Origin of the sequence: Bradyrhizobium sp. BR 10261 (assembly GCF_019455395.1) — a bacterium.
GTDB classification, from domain to species: Bacteria; Pseudomonadota; Alphaproteobacteria; order Rhizobiales; family Xanthobacteraceae; genus Bradyrhizobium; species Bradyrhizobium manausense.
Map to the genome: position 1 here is coordinate 323,587 of NZ_JACOFQ010000002.1, position 16,773 is coordinate 340,359.

The 16,773-nt window shown below is 64.1% G+C and carries 16 protein-coding genes; 2 read left to right on the forward strand and 14 right to left on the reverse strand.

Going from position 1 to position 16,773, the window contains the following annotated elements; genetic code table 11:
- Nucleotides 1–6: 6 nt before the first annotated feature.
- Genes aroE through HYH07_RS03640 form a run of 5 tightly spaced genes read right to left on the reverse strand, consistent with a single transcriptional unit; the run spans nt 7 to nt 3,880 of the window.
- On the reverse strand, nt 7–834 hold the full coding sequence (gene aroE, locus HYH07_RS03620; protein ID WP_220001162.1) for a shikimate dehydrogenase: 828 nt from the start codon (nt 832–834) through the stop codon (nt 7–9).
- A gap of 3 nt (nt 835–837) precedes the next feature.
- Nucleotides 838–2,064 (reverse strand): CaiB/BaiF CoA-transferase family protein, encoded by a 1,227-nt coding sequence (locus HYH07_RS03625; protein WP_220001163.1) that lies wholly within the window; start codon nt 2,062–2,064, stop codon nt 838–840.
- The gene (locus HYH07_RS03630; protein WP_220001164.1) at nt 2,061–2,531 is read right to left on the reverse strand and encodes a MaoC/PaaZ C-terminal domain-containing protein; all 471 of its coding nucleotides are present in this window, start codon (nt 2,529–2,531) and stop codon (nt 2,061–2,063) included. Before HYH07_RS03630 ends, HYH07_RS03625 begins: the two co-directional genes overlap by 4 nt.
- A 13-nt stretch (nt 2,532–2,544) precedes the next feature.
- Nucleotides 2,545–2,931, reverse strand: coding sequence for a VOC family protein (locus tag HYH07_RS03635; protein ID WP_220001165.1), 387 nt, complete (start codon nt 2,929–2,931; stop codon nt 2,545–2,547).
- A 4-nt stretch (nt 2,932–2,935) separates the two neighbouring features.
- Nucleotides 2,936–3,880 carry a ketopantoate reductase family protein gene (locus HYH07_RS03640; RefSeq protein WP_220001166.1) on the reverse strand — a complete coding sequence of 315 codons (945 nt, stop codon included), beginning with the start codon at nt 3,878–3,880 and terminating at the stop codon, nt 2,936–2,938.
- A 104-nt stretch (nt 3,881–3,984) separates the two neighbouring features.
- On the opposite strand from HYH07_RS03640, the gene HYH07_RS03645 reads away from it, so the two are divergent.
- Together HYH07_RS03645 and HYH07_RS03650 are read left to right on the forward strand one after the other, a co-directional pair.
- A complete protein-coding gene (locus tag HYH07_RS03645; RefSeq protein ID WP_220001167.1) occupies nt 3,985–4,953 on the forward strand; it encodes a LysR family transcriptional regulator in 969 nt (322 codons plus the stop codon).
- Between the two features lie 79 nt (nt 4,954–5,032).
- On the forward strand, nt 5,033–5,932 hold the full coding sequence (locus tag HYH07_RS03650) for a LysR substrate-binding domain-containing protein (protein WP_220001168.1): 900 nt from the start codon (nt 5,033–5,035) through the stop codon (nt 5,930–5,932).
- A gap of 90 nt (nt 5,933–6,022) precedes the next feature.
- On the opposite strand, the gene HYH07_RS03655 is transcribed toward HYH07_RS03650, so the two are convergent.
- The 9 genes from HYH07_RS03655 to HYH07_RS03695 form a co-directional block, all read right to left on the reverse strand.
- Nucleotides 6,023–7,486 (reverse strand): amidase, encoded by a 1,464-nt coding sequence (locus tag HYH07_RS03655; protein WP_220001169.1) that lies wholly within the window; start codon nt 7,484–7,486, stop codon nt 6,023–6,025.
- A gap of 17 nt (nt 7,487–7,503) precedes the next feature.
- Complete coding sequence (locus HYH07_RS03660) at nt 7,504–8,301, reverse strand: xanthine dehydrogenase family protein subunit M (RefSeq protein ID WP_220001170.1); 798 nt, start codon at nt 8,299–8,301, stop codon at nt 7,504–7,506.
- 14 nt (nt 8,302–8,315) lie between these two features.
- Nucleotides 8,316–10,703 (reverse strand): xanthine dehydrogenase family protein molybdopterin-binding subunit, encoded by a 2,388-nt coding sequence (locus tag HYH07_RS03665; protein WP_220001171.1) that lies wholly within the window; start codon nt 10,701–10,703, stop codon nt 8,316–8,318.
- A 2-nt stretch (nt 10,704–10,705) separates the two neighbouring features.
- Nucleotides 10,706–11,197: a (2Fe-2S)-binding protein gene (locus tag HYH07_RS03670; RefSeq protein ID WP_220001172.1), complete on the reverse strand. Its 492-nt coding sequence runs from the start codon at nt 11,195–11,197 to the stop codon at nt 10,706–10,708.
- A 21-nt stretch (nt 11,198–11,218) separates the two neighbouring features.
- Entirely contained in the window at nt 11,219–12,319 is a 1,101-nt protein-coding gene (locus HYH07_RS03675; protein ID WP_220001173.1) for an ABC transporter ATP-binding protein, read from the reverse strand.
- 2 nt (nt 12,320–12,321) lie between these two features.
- Complete coding sequence (locus tag HYH07_RS03680) at nt 12,322–13,227, reverse strand: ABC transporter permease (protein WP_220001174.1); 906 nt, start codon at nt 13,225–13,227, stop codon at nt 12,322–12,324.
- A complete protein-coding gene (locus HYH07_RS03685) occupies nt 13,224–14,102 on the reverse strand; it encodes an ABC transporter permease (RefSeq protein WP_220001175.1) in 879 nt (292 codons plus the stop codon). The genes HYH07_RS03680 and HYH07_RS03685 overlap by 4 nt, the downstream gene beginning before the upstream one ends.
- A 75-nt stretch (nt 14,103–14,177) precedes the next feature.
- Nucleotides 14,178–15,551, reverse strand: coding sequence for a PotD/PotF family extracellular solute-binding protein (locus tag HYH07_RS03690; protein WP_220001176.1), 1,374 nt, complete (start codon nt 15,549–15,551; stop codon nt 14,178–14,180).
- A 266-nt stretch (nt 15,552–15,817) separates the two neighbouring features.
- A complete protein-coding gene (locus HYH07_RS03695) occupies nt 15,818–16,735 on the reverse strand; it encodes a LysR family transcriptional regulator (protein ID WP_220001177.1) in 918 nt (305 codons plus the stop codon).
- Nucleotides 16,736–16,773: the final 38 nt, after the last annotated feature.

Genomic DNA, 16,773 nt, shown 5'->3' on the forward strand with positions numbered 1-16,773 from the left:
CACCCTTCAGCTCAAGGGGATGGTCAGTTCGGCGATGACCTCAGCCGTGCCCGGCCGAACGCCGCGCCACCAGGCAAAAGCCTCGGCGGCCTGCTCGACCAGCATGCCGACGCCGTCGGCCAGCTTGGCGACGCTTTCGGCGCGGGCCGCTTGCAGAAAGGGAGTTAGCCCCTTGCCGTAGGCAAGTTCGTAGGCCAGTTTTGCACCGCGGAAGACATTGCGCGGAAGCGGCGGCATCTCGCCGCGCAGGCTGGCCGACGTCGCGTTAACCACGACGTCATAGCCCTCGGCAAGCTCGGCCAGCTCAGCGTAGCCGCTGACCATCAGGGGGCCGCAGCCCGCAAACTCTTCGGCCAATGCGACCGCCTTCGACAGCGTTCGGTTGACGAGAACCAGCTCGGACGGCTCCTGGCGCAGGAACGGCAGCAGCGCGCCACGCGCTGCCCCTCCAGCCCCGAGCATCAGGACGCGCCGGCCGGTCATCGAGACGCCGAGATTAACCGTGATGTCCCGTACAAGGCCGATCCCGTCGAAATTCTCGCCAATGATCCGATCGCCGACGAACTTCAGGCAGTTTACGGCGCCAGCTCGGTCGGCGCTCTCTGAAAGCTCGTTTGCGTAGGCGAAGGCATCGAGCTTGAACGGCGCGGTGATGTTCAGCCCCTTTGCGCCCTCTGTCCGGAATTGATCAACCCGTTCGCTGAAACCGTTGAGGGGACCCTCGATCGCCTCATAGACAAGGTCCTGTCCTGTCATCCTGGCGAAAGTGCCATGGATGAGAGGTGATTTGCTGAAGCCGATCGGATTGCCGATCACCGCATAACGGTCGCTCATCGCTCACTCCTGCACTGCGACTTCGTTGTAGAGCACGCCGTCACGCACCATCGCCTCAACGAGATCGGCCGACAGACCCAGCGACTGTGCAATCCGGCGATTGTCCTGGCCCAGCAGCGGCGCTGGAGTACGCACGGTGGTATCGCAATCGGAGAACCGGAACGGCAGGTTCGGCAACGTCACCTTGCCGAGCACAGGATGCTCCTGCTCGACCAGCATGCCGCGCGCCTGAATCTGCGGATCCTTCACGACCTCCTCGATGGTCTGCACGGGAGCCGACGGCACACCTGCTTCGTCGAGTGCAGCAAGACAGGCGTCCCGAGAGGGTTGCGACAGCGTCCAGGTGCGCACAATCTCCATCGCTTCGGCATAATGGGCGTTGCGCGCGGCAGGCGTGGTGAAGCGTTGGTCGGATGCCAAATTGTCTCCCCCGATCAGGCTCGCCAATCGTCGCCAAGCATCGTCGACCTGCGCAGCGATGACAAGATTGCCGTCCTTGGCCGGAAACACGCCGTAGACGGTCGAGTCCGGCTGTCCGCTTCCGGTCTGCTTCGGCAGGTCGGTACCGCCGGAGAGGAAGTAGCGCTGCACGGCATAGTCGTGCATCGAGACCATGCAGTCGTACAGCGCGAGATCGATATGCTGGCCTCGCCCGGACGACGCGCGGCCGACCAGCGCGGCATTGATCGCAGCCACGCCGTGAATGCCGGTATACATGTCGGCCAATGGCATCCGCAGCAGCGGCGGCGCTTCACCGGGATTGCCCAGTTGGGCCAGAGCGCCCGACATCGCCTCTGCGATCAGGCCGAAGCCCGGACGATCGGCATAGGGGCCGGTGTGGCCATAGGCGGAGACCGAGCAGTAGATCAGTTTGGGATTGCGCGCCGACAGCGCCTTGTAGCCGAGCCCGAGTCGATCGAGCGCGCCGGGGCGATAGTTCTCGATGAAGACATCGGCCGTGTCGACCAGCTTCATCATCATGTCCAGACCGCGCTTGTCGCGCAGGTCGATGCACAGGCCCTGCTTTCCCATGTTCTGCTGCAGGAAGTAGCCGGATTGTCCGTCCTTGAAATAGCCATGGGCGCGGCCCGCGTCGCCTTGCTTTGGACGCTCCACCTTGATGACCTCAGCGCCCATCGCGGCGAGGCAGCGCCCCATGAACGGGCCTGCCAGGAAATGGCTGTAGTCGATGACGCGAATGCCTTTGAGCGGCAGATCTTGTGCGGTCATGCCCGCTCTCCCGCGACGCTGGTCTTCGGGCGCATCGGAATCATCAGCCGGTGTTCGCCGAGTTGCACCACTTCGCCGCGCTGATTGATCAGCTCCGAGGGCAGCACCACGATGCCCCACCCTTCGCGCTTCGTGGCGCGCATCGAGCCAACGCGGAACTTGACGTGCACGGTGTCGCCGAGCTTGATCGGCAGCTTGAAATCCCAGGTCCAGCCCAGCGACATTCCCGGAAGGAAGCGGTAGTCGGCGCGGGTTTTCAAACCGTCGGCCAGCGACAGGCCAAACAGCCCGTGCGCGACGCGCGTGCCGAAGGGTGTGGTCTTGGCGTATTCCTCGTCGACATGAACAGGCGTGAAATCGCCTGTCAACTCGGCATAGGCATTCACCATTGCTTCGGTGACCGTCACCGCGGGGGTGACGCATTCGTCGCCGACCTTGGCATCGTCCCAGTAGCGCTCATCGCTCATGTCGCGTGTTCCTTTAGGCCCGTGGATTGATCGCCAGCGCCGCTTCCACGGCGCCCGCGCTGGCTTGCAAGATTTCGACGTTCAGCCCGCCCGGCAGCTCGAGCCAGTTCGGCCCGGCGGGCAGCGCTTTGGCGCCCCATGCAGCAGCACGGGCGAGCACACCTTCGTAGTCGTCGACCATGATGCCGAGATGGGCGAGACGCCCCTCCGGTCCGACGAAGTTCGGATCCTCGATGAGTTGCACGCTTCCGAGCACCCATACCTGGCGCGGGCGCGCGCCGTCGGCCGCTTGCTCGTCGCGGATATCGAGGCCAAGCACCTGGCGGAAGAAATCGACGTGGCGGTCGACATCCGGCACCCGGATGGCAACGTGTTCGATATAGGCGCGGGGGAGCGTCATCGCCTCAGGCCTTTCCAGGGTAGTCGGTGCGGGCATATTCCAGGCCCTTGACCAACGCGACGATGGTGGAATTCACAGGGGTCGGCATGTTGAGCTTGGCGCCCCAGCGCACGACCGAGCCGTGAATGTAATCGACCTCGGTCAGATTGCCCGATTGCAGGCTCTGCAGCATCGACGTCTTGAACTCGGGCGGCAGCCCGGCAGATGCCATGGTCCACGCGCGGCGCGGATCGGTGATCGAAATCTTCACGCCTGCGGCCTGCGCCACCATGATGCCCTCGGAAATCGCCGCGAGCGCGCACTCTTCCAGGACCGGCAGTGAATAGAGGCCGCCATAAGTCAGCCCGGTAACGGCGGTGATTCCTCCTCCGGCGACGTTGATGAACAGCTTGTCCCACATCGTGCCCAGGATGTTGTCGCTGAGCAGCGTGAGAATGCCGGCACGATTGAACGTCTCGGAAATCCGCTGTGCGCGTTCGGTCAAGCGTCCATCGAGCTCGCCGATGATGGTTTCCTTGCCGACCACTCCGGAGCGAACATGACCGGGGCCGAGCAGCACGCCGCCAACATAGGTCTTTCCTGCCATGACCCTGTTACGACCGACTTCCTCCGAAAGGATGTCTTCGTGGCCAAGGCCGTTCTGCAGCGACATCACGACCGTCTGCGGCCCGATGATCGGCGCGGCCGCCCGGATTGCATCCCGCGTGTGGTAGGATTTGACGAGGACGATGACGAGGTCCGCCACCCCACCGACCTCGGCCGCGGAGGTGCACGCGGTGACCTTTGCGATGCTCTCGACATCGCCTTCCAGCATGCGGAGGCCATGCGCATTGATCGCTTCGACGTGTGCACGGAACGGATCGATCAGGAAGACGTCCGCCCCGCCCCGCGCCAGCGTGCCGCCGATCGTCGAGCCCAAAGCCCCCGCTCCGACAAAGCAGATTCTCATCCGAACGCTTCTCCCTGCGCAACTTTTGGCGTTGGAAGCCCGGATATCAGCCGACGGAACATTTTGATATGCTATGGGACTTATATTGATTATTGTGAATCGCAATGACCCACCATGACCTGCCCCACACCAACCTGCTCGACCCCCGCCTGCTCAGGCTGTTCGACGCGCTGTTCACCACGGGCAGCGTCACCAAGGCGGCCGAGAGGCTGGGTCAAAGCCAGCCGACGGTGTCGATCTGGCTTGCCCGCCTGCGGCAGGAACTCGACGATCCGCTGTTCGTCCGTTCGCCGGAAGGAATGCTGCCGACGCCTCGGGCCGAGGCGCTGATCGGCACCGCAAGGCAGGCACTGGAAATGCTGCGCCGGCTGGCCGAGTTGCGCACGGACTTCGATCCTGCCACCGCCAAACGGCGCTTCAGCATCTGCATGACGGACGCGAGCCATGTGACGTTGCTTCCAGCCATCCTCGCCCATGTTCGCCGCGTCGCGCCGGGCATCCGGATCGAGGCGGCACAGATCGGCATGGATACTCCTCGCATGCTTCAGTCCGGCGAGGGCGATCTCGCGCTCGGCTACATCTCGGATCTTGATGCCGGCCATTTCCAGCAGGCGCTGTTTCCGCAGGATTGGGTCTGTTTGGCGAACGCGCATCATCCTCGCATCAAGGACCGCGTCACGCTAAGAGATTTCAGGTGTGAGGCTCACGTGCTCATTCGGTCCGGCACGGGGCATCAGCTGCTCGCTGACGCCTCCCGGGAACAGGGGATCGTGCCTGATATCGCGCTGGAGCTGCCGGGCTTTCTCGGTCTGCCGGCGATCATCGGAACCACCGACCTGATCGCCACGCTGCCGCGCCACATCGGCGAAACCCTGGCACACTATTACGGGCTGCGCGTGCTCGCGTGCCCGCTACCAATCCCCAGCTTTACGGTCAAACAATACTGGCACGCCCGATTCCATCATGATCCCGCGAGCCAATGGTTGCGCGGCGTTTGCGCCGAGCTTTTCCAGCAACAGGACGTCCGCGGCCTGCATCGCTCAAGCCGATCGCGGAGACGCAAGCCGAGTTGACTGGCGGCCGTCGTGCTGATCGCGGAATGGGTCGTCTAGCATGGGAATTGCATAGTTTCTGAGCAAAACGGATTGCCCCATGAACCTGATCAGTCTCGATATCCGTATGCTCAGATCGTTGATCTCGGTTGTCGAGACCGGCAGCATCACCGAGACCGCGCGCCGGCTCGGCCGCACTCAACCGGCCATCACCTTGCAGCTGCAGCGGCTGGAGGAGCTGACCGGCAAGCAGCTCTTTCTCCACGGCGGGCGCCGGCTCACGCTGACCGAGGATGGCACCACGGTCCTGACCTACGCCAAATCCATCCTGCGGCTGCACGACGAGCTGATCTCGCAGCTGGCTTCGCAGGAGATCGAGGGCCAGGTCGTCCTCGGCACGCCGGATCTCTACGCGGCCTTTATGCTGCCGTCGATACTCAGCGTATTTCGCAAATCCTTTCCACGTGTACAGGTCGAGCTCAACTGCGCGCTCTCGACGCCGCTGGTCGGCCTCGTCAAGCGCGGCGACGTCGACATCGCGCTCGTCACCCGCATGAATGATTTCACCGGCGGCCAGGTGGTCCGCCGCGAGCAGCTCGTCTGGATGACCGGCGAGCAATCCGCCGCGCATCAGGAACGGCCGATACCGCTCGCTCTGCTGCCCCCGGGCAACATCTATCGCGACTACGCGATCGACACGCTCGAGCGCGCGAACCTGCGCTGGCGCGTCGCCTGCGTCAGCGAAAGTGTCGGCGGCCTGCAGGCCGCGGCCTTCGCTGGCATGGCCGTCACCGTGCTCGGCCGCAGCGCGCTGGTCCCGGCGATGCGCGAGATCGGCCCGAACCAAGGCCTGCCGCCGCTGCCGAAAATCGAGCTGCTGCTTTACAAATCCAGCGGCGCCACCTCAAAGGCGGCGACCGCGCTGCATGACTACCTCGCGCATTATCTGCGCCTCGACGAAGAGCTCAGCGGCCGCGGCATTCCGATCGAGCTGGGCTAGGCCGCCCAACGCTCGAAAACAACCCCATGCACAGTAGAACGGCCCTTGATTGCAAAGGGGTTTTTCGTGCGCTGGCGCTTCCTTCTCCGACTAGCGCAACGCTACCCGCGGCCAGAACTTTGCCCAGGGCTGCGCCTGCTCGAAGGCGGCCGCGATCCGGAAGATTGTCGGCTCGTCGAGCCAGGGCGCGATGATCTGAAGCCCGATCGGCATGCCGTCGCGGTCGAAGCCGCAGGGCAGCGTCGCCGCCGGGAGACCGGCGAGATTGATCGGCCAGGTGAAGGGCGACCAGCCGAGATGCGGATCGACCTCGCGACCGTCGATCTTGCCGACGCCGATCTTCCCAGCCTCGAAGGCGGTGACAGCGACGGTCGGAGTCACCAGGGCATCGACGCGCTCGAACAGCTTGACGAAGGCACCGCGCGCCTGGCCGCGGCGGTAACTCGCTTCGATATAATCCGTGCCGCTGTAGCGGCGGCCGGCGCTGACGACATTGCGATAGTCCGCTTCGGAGCTGGCGAGATCCGCGGTCGTCTTGGTCGCGACTGCGGCGGCCTGTTCGGTGAACGCGATCGGCTTCAGCGTATGTTCGAGGATATCAGGATCGAGACCTGGCCCGTCCATGGTGACCTGCGCCCCGCAGGAATCGAGAGTGGCGAGCGCTTTGCCGAAAGCCGCGCACACGTCAGGGCTGACGGCAGCATAGCCGAGATCGGCGCTGGCGCCGATACGAATGCCATCGAGATGCCCTGCATCCGTATTGAAGCGTCGCGCGGACACGGGAAGGCTTGCCGCATCGCGCAGATCGTAAGCAGCGATGATCTCCAATGTCAGCGCAGCGTCCGCAACGGTACGCGTAATCGGTCCGGTATGCGCGAGCGAGGCCCAGGACGGCGGCGAAAAACCAGGCGAGCGCGGCACGAGGCCAAAGGTCGGCTTCAGCCCGAACACGCCGCAGAAGGACGACGGCACCCGGATCGAGCCGACACCGTCGGTGCCGATCGCGATCGGGCCGCAGCCGGCGGCGACGCACGCCGCCGCGCCGCCGCTCGATCCGCCGCTGGTACGACCGGGATTCCAGGGATTGCGCGTGATCCCGGTGACGGGGCTATCCGCCGTCAGCTTGTAGCCGGACTCACAGGTCGTGGTCTTGCAGGTGATGATTGCGCCTGACGCCTTCAGCGCCGAGACCACGGCGGCGTCGGCATCGGGCACAAAGCTCCTGTTCATCGGCGAGCCGGCATAAGCAGGCACATCCGCGACGAAGACGAGATCCTTGATCGTGACCGGCACGCCGGCGAGCGGCCCCCTGGCTTCACCTGCGCGCATCTCCCTGGTCAGACGATCGGCTTCCGCCCTCGCCTGCTCATACATCGGCGTCACCACCGCATTGCAGGCTTCATCCGTCGCCTCGAGCGCGGCAATGGTATCGTCGACGACGTCGCGCGGGGTGAATGCCTTGCGTCGGTAGCCGGCCATGATCTCGGTTGCAGAAAGCGCGCCAAGGCCAGTCGGCGCCGGCGGGAAGGCCGCTCGGCCGGAACCATCAATCATCATCAACCCTTAGAGAGCTAGCTGAGCGCCGCGTCGACGGCGCGCTTGGCCATCACCGTGACGAGATGCGCACGGTAATCGGCTTCGGCATGGATATCGGAGGTGAGGCCGTCGGTGTTGATCTTGATCGCCGCAATCGCGGACGGATCGAAATTCTCCGACAACGCCGACTCCATCGGCGGCACGCGGAACACGCCCGGGCCCGCGCCTGACACGGCGACGCGGACGCCATCGGCGAATTTCGCGACGAACACGCCGACCAGTGCATAACGCGACGCCGGTGCCTTGAACTTTGCGTAGCCCGCTTTCAGCGGCACGGGGAAACGGATTCCCGTGATGATCTCGCCCGGCTCGAGCGCAGTCTCGAACAGGCCGAGGAAGAACTTGTCGGCGGCGATCTCGCGCTTGCTGGTGACGATGGTGGCGCCAAGGCCGAGCACGCCGGCGGGATAGTCCGCCGCGGGATCGTTGTTGGCGACAGAACCGCCGATGGTGCCACGGCTGCGCACGGCGGGATCGCCGATCATCGAAGCCAGTGCTGCAAGGCCCGGGATTTTCGTTTGCACCAATTTTGAGGCCGCCACCACCGCATGCGGCGTCATTGCGCCGATGGTGATTGTGGTGCCGTCGTCGGCAATGCCCTTGAGGGAGCCCAGCTTCGACAGATCGACAAGTGCCACGGGACTCGCCAGCCGCTGCTTCAGCGTCGGGATCAGCGTCATGCCGCCGGCGACGAGCTTGCTGTCCTCGATCGAGGTCAGCAGCTTGGCGGCATCCGGGATCTGATCGGGCTGGTGATAGGCGAATGGTTTCATCGTTGCTGTCCTCCCTATTCCGCCGCAACCGGCAGCGACGCGTTTTGCAGCAGGCGCCAGATCCGGTTCGGCGTCGCCGGCATGTCCACGTGAGTCACGCCGAGATGCGACAGCGCGTCGACAACCGCGTTGATGACGGCGGCCGGCGAGCCGATGGTGCCGACCTCGCCGCAGCCCTTCACGCCCATCGGGGTGTGCGTGCAGAGCGTGGAGTGGGTCGCAACCTTCATCATCGGCAGATGATCGGCGCGCGGCATGCAGTAATCCATCAGCGAGCCCGACAGCAGCTGGCCGGAACCTTCGTCATAGACCGCGTTCTCGAACAGCGCCTGGCCGACGCCCTGGACAATGCCGCCGTGAAGCTGCCCTTCCACGATCATCGGGTTGATGACCGTCCCGACGTCATCGACCGCGGTGTAATTGACCAGCGTCACCGTGCCGGTCTCCGGATCGACCTCGACCTCGGCGATGTGGCAGCCGCCGGGATAGGTGAAGTTCACGGGATCGTAATAGGCCTGCTCTTCGAGTCCCGGCTCCAGCACTTCGAGCGGATAATTGTGGGGCACATACGCGGCGCCTGCGATCTCCTCGAAGGTCTTCATGCGATCGGTACCGGCGACGGAGAACTTTCCGCTTTCGAAGTGAATGTCGGCTTCCGCCGCCTCGAGCAGATGTGACGCGATCTTCTTGCCCTTGGCGATCACCTTGTCGGTCGCCTTCGACAGCGCGGCGCCTCCGACCACGAGGGAGCGCGAGCCATAGGTGCCCATGCCGAACTGGACGCGATCGGTATCGCCGAACACGATGTCGACATTCTCGAAGGCGACGCCGAGCTTGTCCGAGACGATCTGCGCAAACGTCGTCTCGTGGCCCTGGCCGTGATTGTGGGTGCCGATCATGACCGTGACCTGGCCGGTCGGATGCACGCGCACCGTGGCGCTCTCGTAGAGGCCACCGCGCGCACCGAGGCGTCCAGCGAAGCGCGACGGCGCCAGGCCGCAAGCCTCGACATAGGTGGAGTAGCCGAGCCCGCGGAACCTGCCCTTGCGCGCGGAAGCTGCCTTGCGCGCACCGAAGCCCTTCACGTCGGCCGCGACCAATGCGCCGTCGAGGCAGCCCACGGGATCGCCGGAATCGTACTGCACCAGAACAGGCGTCTGATAAGGATACGCCTCTTTCGGGATCATATTGCGGCGGCGGATCTCGACGCGGTCAATCCCCATCTCGCTGGCGGCGACATCGACGATGCGTTCCAGCACGAAGGTTGCCTCGGGCCGGCCCGCGCCGCGATAGGCGTCGACAGGCACGGTGTTGGTGAAGACCACCTTCACATTGCAGTAGATCGCCGGCGTGGTGTAGACGCCGCTGAGCAGCGGGCCATAGAGATTGGTCGGAATATTCGGCCCGAAGGTCGAGAGATAGCCGCCCATATTGGCGAGCGTGTTGACGCGGAAGGCCAGGAATTTTCCGGTCTCATCCAGCGCCAGCTCGGCCTCGGTGACATGATCGCGGCCGTGGCGATCGGAGACGTAGCCCTCCGAGCGGCTCGCGACCCATTTCACCGGCCTCTTGACGCGCTTGGCGGCCCAGGTGATCACGGCCTCCTCGCCGTAATGGAACTGCTTGACGCCGAAACCGCCGCCGACGTCGGGTGCGACCACGCGCAGCTTGTGCTGCGGGATGTTCAGCACCAGCGCGCCCATCAGGAAGCGCACGACGTGCGGAAACTGGCTGGTGGTCCACAGCGTGAAGCGATCGGTGCCCGGCTCGTATTCCGCGATAGCTGCGCGGGGCTCCATGGGATTGCCGATCAGGCGGTTGTTGACGAGGCTCAGCCTTGCGACATGCGCGGCCTTGCGGAACGCGGCCTCCACCGCGGCCTTGTCGCCGAGCTCCCAGTTGCAGCAGATGTTATCAGGCACGTCGTCGAACAGCTGCGGCGCACCGGGCCTGACGGCCTCGAGCACGCCGACCACGGACGGCAGCACCTCGTAGTCGATCTTCAGGAGCTCGGCTCCCGCATTGGCCTGCTCCGGCGTTTCCGCGATGACGAAGGCCACCATGTCGCCGACAAAGCGCACCTTGCCCTGCGCCAGCATCGGGAATGGCGGCTCCTTCATCGGGGTGCCCTTGGCGTCCGTGATACCCCAGCCGCAGGGCAGCGTGCCCAGGCCGTCGGCCTTGACGTCATCGCCGGTCAGGACCGCGATGACGCCGGGCGAAGCCAAGGCCGCGCTCTTGTCGATGCCACGCAGCACCGCGTGGCCATGCGGCGAGCGCACGAACACGCCTGATGTCATGCCGGGCCGTTTGATGTCGGAGACGTAATTGCCGCGGCCGGTGAGGAAGCGCTGGTCTTCTTTCCGCTTCGGTGCAGCGCCGATGCCGATCACATTGCCCATGGTCACTCTCCCTTGGCGGCGTTCATGGCGGCAGCGCCCGCCATCACCGAGACGACGATGTTCTGGTAGCCGGTGCAGCGGCAGATATTGCCTTCAAGGCCATGGCGGACGTCGGCCTCGGTCAGATCAGGCTTCTCGGTCGCGAGTGCGACCGCCGTCATCAACATGCCCGGCGTACAGAAGCCGCATTGCAGACCATGATGCTCGCGGAATGCCTCCTGCATCGGATGCATCTGGTTCGAGCCGGGCGCGCCTTGCAGGCCCTCGACGGTGAGCAGTGTCGCGCCGTCGAGCGCGGGCGCCAGCAGGGTGCAGCTCTTCACCGGAAGCCCATCGAGATGGACCACACAGGCGCCGCACTGGCTGGTATCGCAGCCGATATGTGTTCCCGTGAGATTGAGCTGTTCGCGCAGCAGCTCGGCAACGAGCGTCGCTGGCTCGACATCGACAGTGGTCGGCCGGGCGTTAAGTGTGAAGGATATCTGCACGGTCATACTCCTGTGCGCGACGGGGCTTTAGGCAAGTGGCAACGCGCTGCCGGTGGCCCATGTGGCCATCACGACATCGCCGACGGTGAAGGGATCTGCGAAGAAGGTCTTTTCCGGCACGTACGCGACGAACTCGTCATCGGGCACGGTGTCGAGCATGACCTTGACGAAATAGCCCTGGTATTCGATCGCGAGCACGCGGCTCGGCAGCGAGGTGGTAAAGCCCGGCGGCAAGTCCCTACCCGGCCTGACAAGTGCGACATCGTCGCGGCGCACTGCGATATCGACCTGGTCGCCGACGTTGACGGTGGGTCGTGCCTGGAGCGGCACCTCGATGCCGGAAGGTGCCGCGAGCGTGAAGCTCGCACCATTGACCTTCTCGACCCGGCCCGACAGCACGTTCTGGCCACCCATGAACTCGGCGACGTAGCGGTCGTGCGGATGGGCATAGACGTCGCGCGCGGCACCCGCCTGCTTGATCTTGCCCTGCTCCATCACCACCACGAGGTCGGCAAGCGCGATCGCCTCGAGCTGGGTGTGTGTGACGTGGATGAAGGTGATGCCAAGCTCCTGCTGCATCCGCCTGAGCTCCTGGCGCATCTGAACGCGGAGCTGCTCGTCGAGCGCGGAGAGCGGCTCATCCAGCAGCAGCACGCGCGGCTCGGTGATGGCAGCGCGCGCCAGCGCAACACGCTGCTGCTGGCCGCCGGAGAGCTGCGCCGGCAGACGATCGGCGAACTGCGTCAGCCGTACCTTTTCGATCATGGCATCGGCGGCGCGCAGGCGATCGGCCTTGGACTGGCCGCGGACACGCAAGGCAAAGGCGATGTTCTCGCGCACGGTCAGATGCGGGAACAGGGCGTAGGACTGGAACATCATCGCAGTGCGGCGCTGCACTGGCGCGAGCCCCACAACGTTCTGCCCGCCGATCACGATCTCGCCGGCTGTTGGGTCCTCGTGGCCGGCAATCATGCGCAGGATCGTGGTCTTGCCGCAGCCGGACGGGCCGATGAAGCAACAATAGGCACCATCGTCGATCCTGAGATTGACGCCGTCGACCACGTTAGTCACGCCGTCAAAGCTCTTGCAGACACCCGCCAGTTCGATATCGCCGCGATCATTCTTCATTCCTAGCCCTTTGCCCGGCTGCCGCGCTTCTTCTGGATCAGGACGATGGTGCCGAGGCTTGCACCGATGACGATGAAGGAGACGACTGTGGTCACCGTGCCCAGCGCGTAGAGCGAGGGCGAGGTGACGTTCAGCGTCATGCTCCAGATCTCCAGCGGCAACGTGTTCAGCGAGCCCGCGGTCTGGAGACTGCGTGCGAATTCGTCGTAGGACAGCGTGAAGCCGAACAAGGCCACCGCGACGAGGCCGGGCGCCAGCACCGGGATCATCACCAGCCAGACCGACTGCCAGCGGCTGGCGCCGAGATCATAGGCCGCCTCCTCCCAGACATGGTTGAAGCGCGACATCACCGCGAACATCACCAGCACCCCGAACGGCAGCGTCCAGGACAGTTGCGCGCCGAGCGCCGAGGTGTACCAGCTCGCATTCAGCCCCAACGCCTGGAACAGCAGACCCGTGCCGAGGCCGAGCACGAGGCCGGGCGCCACCAGGCTGCCGATCATCATGTAGAAGACGACGGTGTCGCCGCGGAAGCGCTTGCGGAAGCCGAGACCGGCCAAGAACGACACCACCACAGTGATGATCGTGACGATGACCGCGAGCTTGATCGAGCGGTCGAAAGAGCCTTTGACGTCTCCGGTCCGCACCTGGGTGAAGAGATCGACGAACCAGTGCAGCGATTGTCCCTTCATCGGGAACACGAGCCCGCCGCGGATGTCCTGGAACGACAGGATGTAGATGCAGAACATCGGGCCGTAAAGCGCGAACACGTAGGCCGCGAACAGCGTCGCCAGCACGTAGAAGGTCCAGGGACGGCCGCCCTTGCTCGGCGCGATGGCCTTGGTCGAAGCCGGCGCCATGGTCTTGGAGGTCTCCGTTTTGGGCATGTCGGCAAGAACCGCGCTCATCGCGTGATCTCCTGCCTGATGTCGACGGTGCGCAGGATCAGCGAGACGATCGCAACCAGCACCAGTGTCAACAGCACGGCGCTCGCCGCCGCGGTCGGATATTGCAGCACGCCGACGTCCTCATAGAACGCGCTGACCACGGAGGCCGAGCCGCCGCCGGACATCACCTTGACCACGAAGAAATCGCCCATCACGATCGAGACCACGAAGATGGTGCCGAGCGCGATGCCGCTCTTGGACATCGGCATCACGATCAGGCGCATGATGTCGAGCCGGCTGGCACCGGCGTCGATCGCGGCCTCGATTAGCTTCTTGTCGATCCGCGCCATGGAATTGAAGATCGGCACGATCATGAAGATCGTGAGCTGATGGACATAGGCGATGACGACAGCGAGGTCGGAGAACAGCAGAACTTCCAGCGGCTGATGGATCACGCCCATGGCCAGCAGCCCCTGGTTGATCAGGCCTTCCTTGCCGAGCAGCGGGATCCAGGAAATCATTCGGATGATGTTCGAGGTCCAGAACGGCACGGTGCACAGCAGGAACAGGCCGATCGCCAGCAACTGGTTGCGGACGTGAAACACCAGGAAATAGGCGACGAAGAAGCCGATGATCAGCGTGAAGATCCAGGTCAGCACCGTGAACTTGATGGTCGCCAGGTACAGCTTCAGCGTCAGCGCCGAATGCAGCACCTCGACATAGCTTGCCAGCGTGAAGCCGGGCGTCAGCCCGCCAAAGCCATCGGTGGCAAAGAAGCTCGCGGCCAGCACGACCAGGATCGGCGCGACGAAGAACGGCACGAGCACCAGGACCAGCGGCGACACATAAAGCCAGCCGGCGAGATTGGCGCGTGATGGGGTTTGACTGGGCTGCATCTCGACAAACGCCTTCGGTCCTTGCCGCCGGCGCGTCGCCGCGCCGGCTCTCGCTTACGTCAGGGAAAGCAGGTTTCAGGCCACTTTGAAGTCGTTCCAGCGCTTGTTCATGTAAGCCGCCTCGTCCATCAGCGTGTTCCAGCACGAGATGTTCTTGACGCGGTCGAGGAAGGAGCCGCCGTCACGCTTGGTGCCGGCCTTCTCCATCGCCACACCGTAGGGATCATTGACGACTTCAGGTGCGGGCTGGCCCTCGTACCAGAACGCCCATTCGGCCGGCGTGAGGAATTTCTTCGCGGTCGACGGCACCGGACTGTAATAGCCGTAGCGTGCGACGAAGCCGCCCTGCCAGCCGGACAGATACCAGTTGAGATATTCGTAGGCGGCGTCGAGCTTCTTGCCGGAAAGGTGCTTCATCAGGCCCATGCCGTTGCACCAGCCGCGATAGCCTTCCTTGCCGTTCTTGACGTTCACGGGCGCGTAGACGCAGGGGATTTCCTTGACGCGCACCGCGGCGACTGCCGGCGACCACATCGACTGGATCACCACCTCGCCCGCGGCCATCAGCTGCACCGACTGGTCGAAGGTGGTCCAGGTCGCGCGAAACTGGCCCTGCTTCTTCAGCTCGATCAGCTTGTTGCAGGTGAAGTCGATCTCCTCCTTGGTCATGTTGCCCTTGTTGCCGTACTTGATCAGCCCGGCACTCTCGAAGCAGAGCGCGGCATCCATGATGCCGATCGCGGGCACGTCGAGGATCGCCGCCTTGCCCTTGAATTTCGGATCGATCAGGTCCTTCCACTCGGTCACTTCGTGGCCGACGAGGTCGGGGCGATAGCCGATGGAGTCGGCGTTGTAGACCTGCGGCAGGAAGGTCGCCCATTCAGTGACGCCGTCGTTCAGGTCGGTCGCATCAGGCTTGGCGATATACATGGCCTCATAGGGCGAGATGCCCTGGCGCGGGATCTTGTGGCCGTCGATCTCGCCCTTGGTGAAGATCGGCAGGATGTTGTCGAATTCCTTGATCTTCTTGACCTCGATGCCCTGGATGACGGCGCGCTTGGCGGCGAGCTTGGCCTGCCAGCCTTCGAGGTCGGCGATGTCGACCGTATTAGGCTGGCTTATGAAGCGGTTGATGGCGGCTGAGGTGTCGAGGTTCTGCATCGTCACCTTGAAGCCGAGATCCTTGGCGGCCTGGTCGCCGATCGCCTTCACCACCGAATAGGAGACGCCGACATGGCGCAGCTCAATGTCCTTGATCTCCTGCGCCCAGATGGTCGGGAATCCGCGGATCGCGTCCGACCCCGCGGCTGCGCCCGCAACCGCAGCCGCACCCTTCAACAGCGTGCGCCGGCTCAGCTTTTTCGCAGACTTGACGTTCGTCTTGACCCCCGTTTTGGCCCCCGTTCCCGCAGGATCGGAAGTGAACGTCCCCTTCGTCTCATCAGACATGGCAACCCTCGTTGGTTACGATGAACGCTCGCACCGATCGCCATTGATCGGCTGCGGATGTGATCCATACGCGCGAGGCTAGGGGCGGGAATTTGCGAAGTAAAATTGGAAGTAAAAATTCGCGGCATAAGCGCCACTAATGACTCAACACTCTGCACGTGATCACGGCACGCGGCCCACGAAGGCAGCAGCGGTCGCATCGGGTCAGCGGGTCGTCGACCACTCGCTCGCGATTCGGATGCGAAGCTCGCGGCCCTGGCGCCTTACTATGCCTCGATCCAGATCCCAGGCTCGGAATGCTCGCGGATGTAGCCGACCAGAAAGTCAGAAAACACCCTGATCTTGGCAGGCAGCCCGGCGCGGTTCTGATAGGCGATGTTCATGGTGAGCAGAGGCAGTTCCCAGTCGATCAGGAGAGGGACAAGGCGGCCGGCTGCGATGTCGCTCTGAACGATGTAGAACGGCTGAATGAGAATGCCGAGGCCAGCCAGCGCCGCGCCGCGGATGACCTGACCATCATTGCTGTCGAGTGTCGGCGTGATGCGAACGGTCTGCGCACCCTGGCCTTTGCGCAGGCGCAACGAATACGGATCGTTGGCGAGATTGTAGACCAGCATGTTGTGGCGCGCGAGATCGGCCGGCTGCTCCGGCGCGCCGCAGCTTGCGAGATATGACGGCGAAGCGGCGAGCACGCGCCGCATCCGGCCGATGCGGCGGATGATGATGTTCGAATCCGGCTCCTGCTCGCGCGTGCGGATCGCCACGTCGATGCCGGCCTCGATGAAATCGGGATAGCGGTTGGCGGTGGTGATCTGGAGATTGAGCTTCGGGTATCGCGCGCGGAAGGCCGGCAGCATCGGCGCGAGATAGATCACCGCAAAGGACAGCGAGCTTGTGACGCGCAGCGTGCCCTGCGGCGACAGTGCGCGATTGCTGACGATGTCCTCGGCTTCCGCCAATTCGCTCAAGACCCGGCTAGAGCGCTCCAACAATTCCTGCCCCGCCTCCGTCAACCACAGCCGGCGCGTGTTGCGCTCGATCAGGCGAACGGCGAGGCGCTCCTCAAGCGCGCTGAGATGGCGGCTCGCCGCCGCGTTCGACATGCGCAGCGCCTCGGCGGCCTTGGACAGGCTGCCGAGCTCGGCGGTTTTGGAAAACACCTCCAGTTGGAGCAGGCGGTCCATTCTTTCGCTAACAGGAAAAGAGACTTGCAATTATTGAT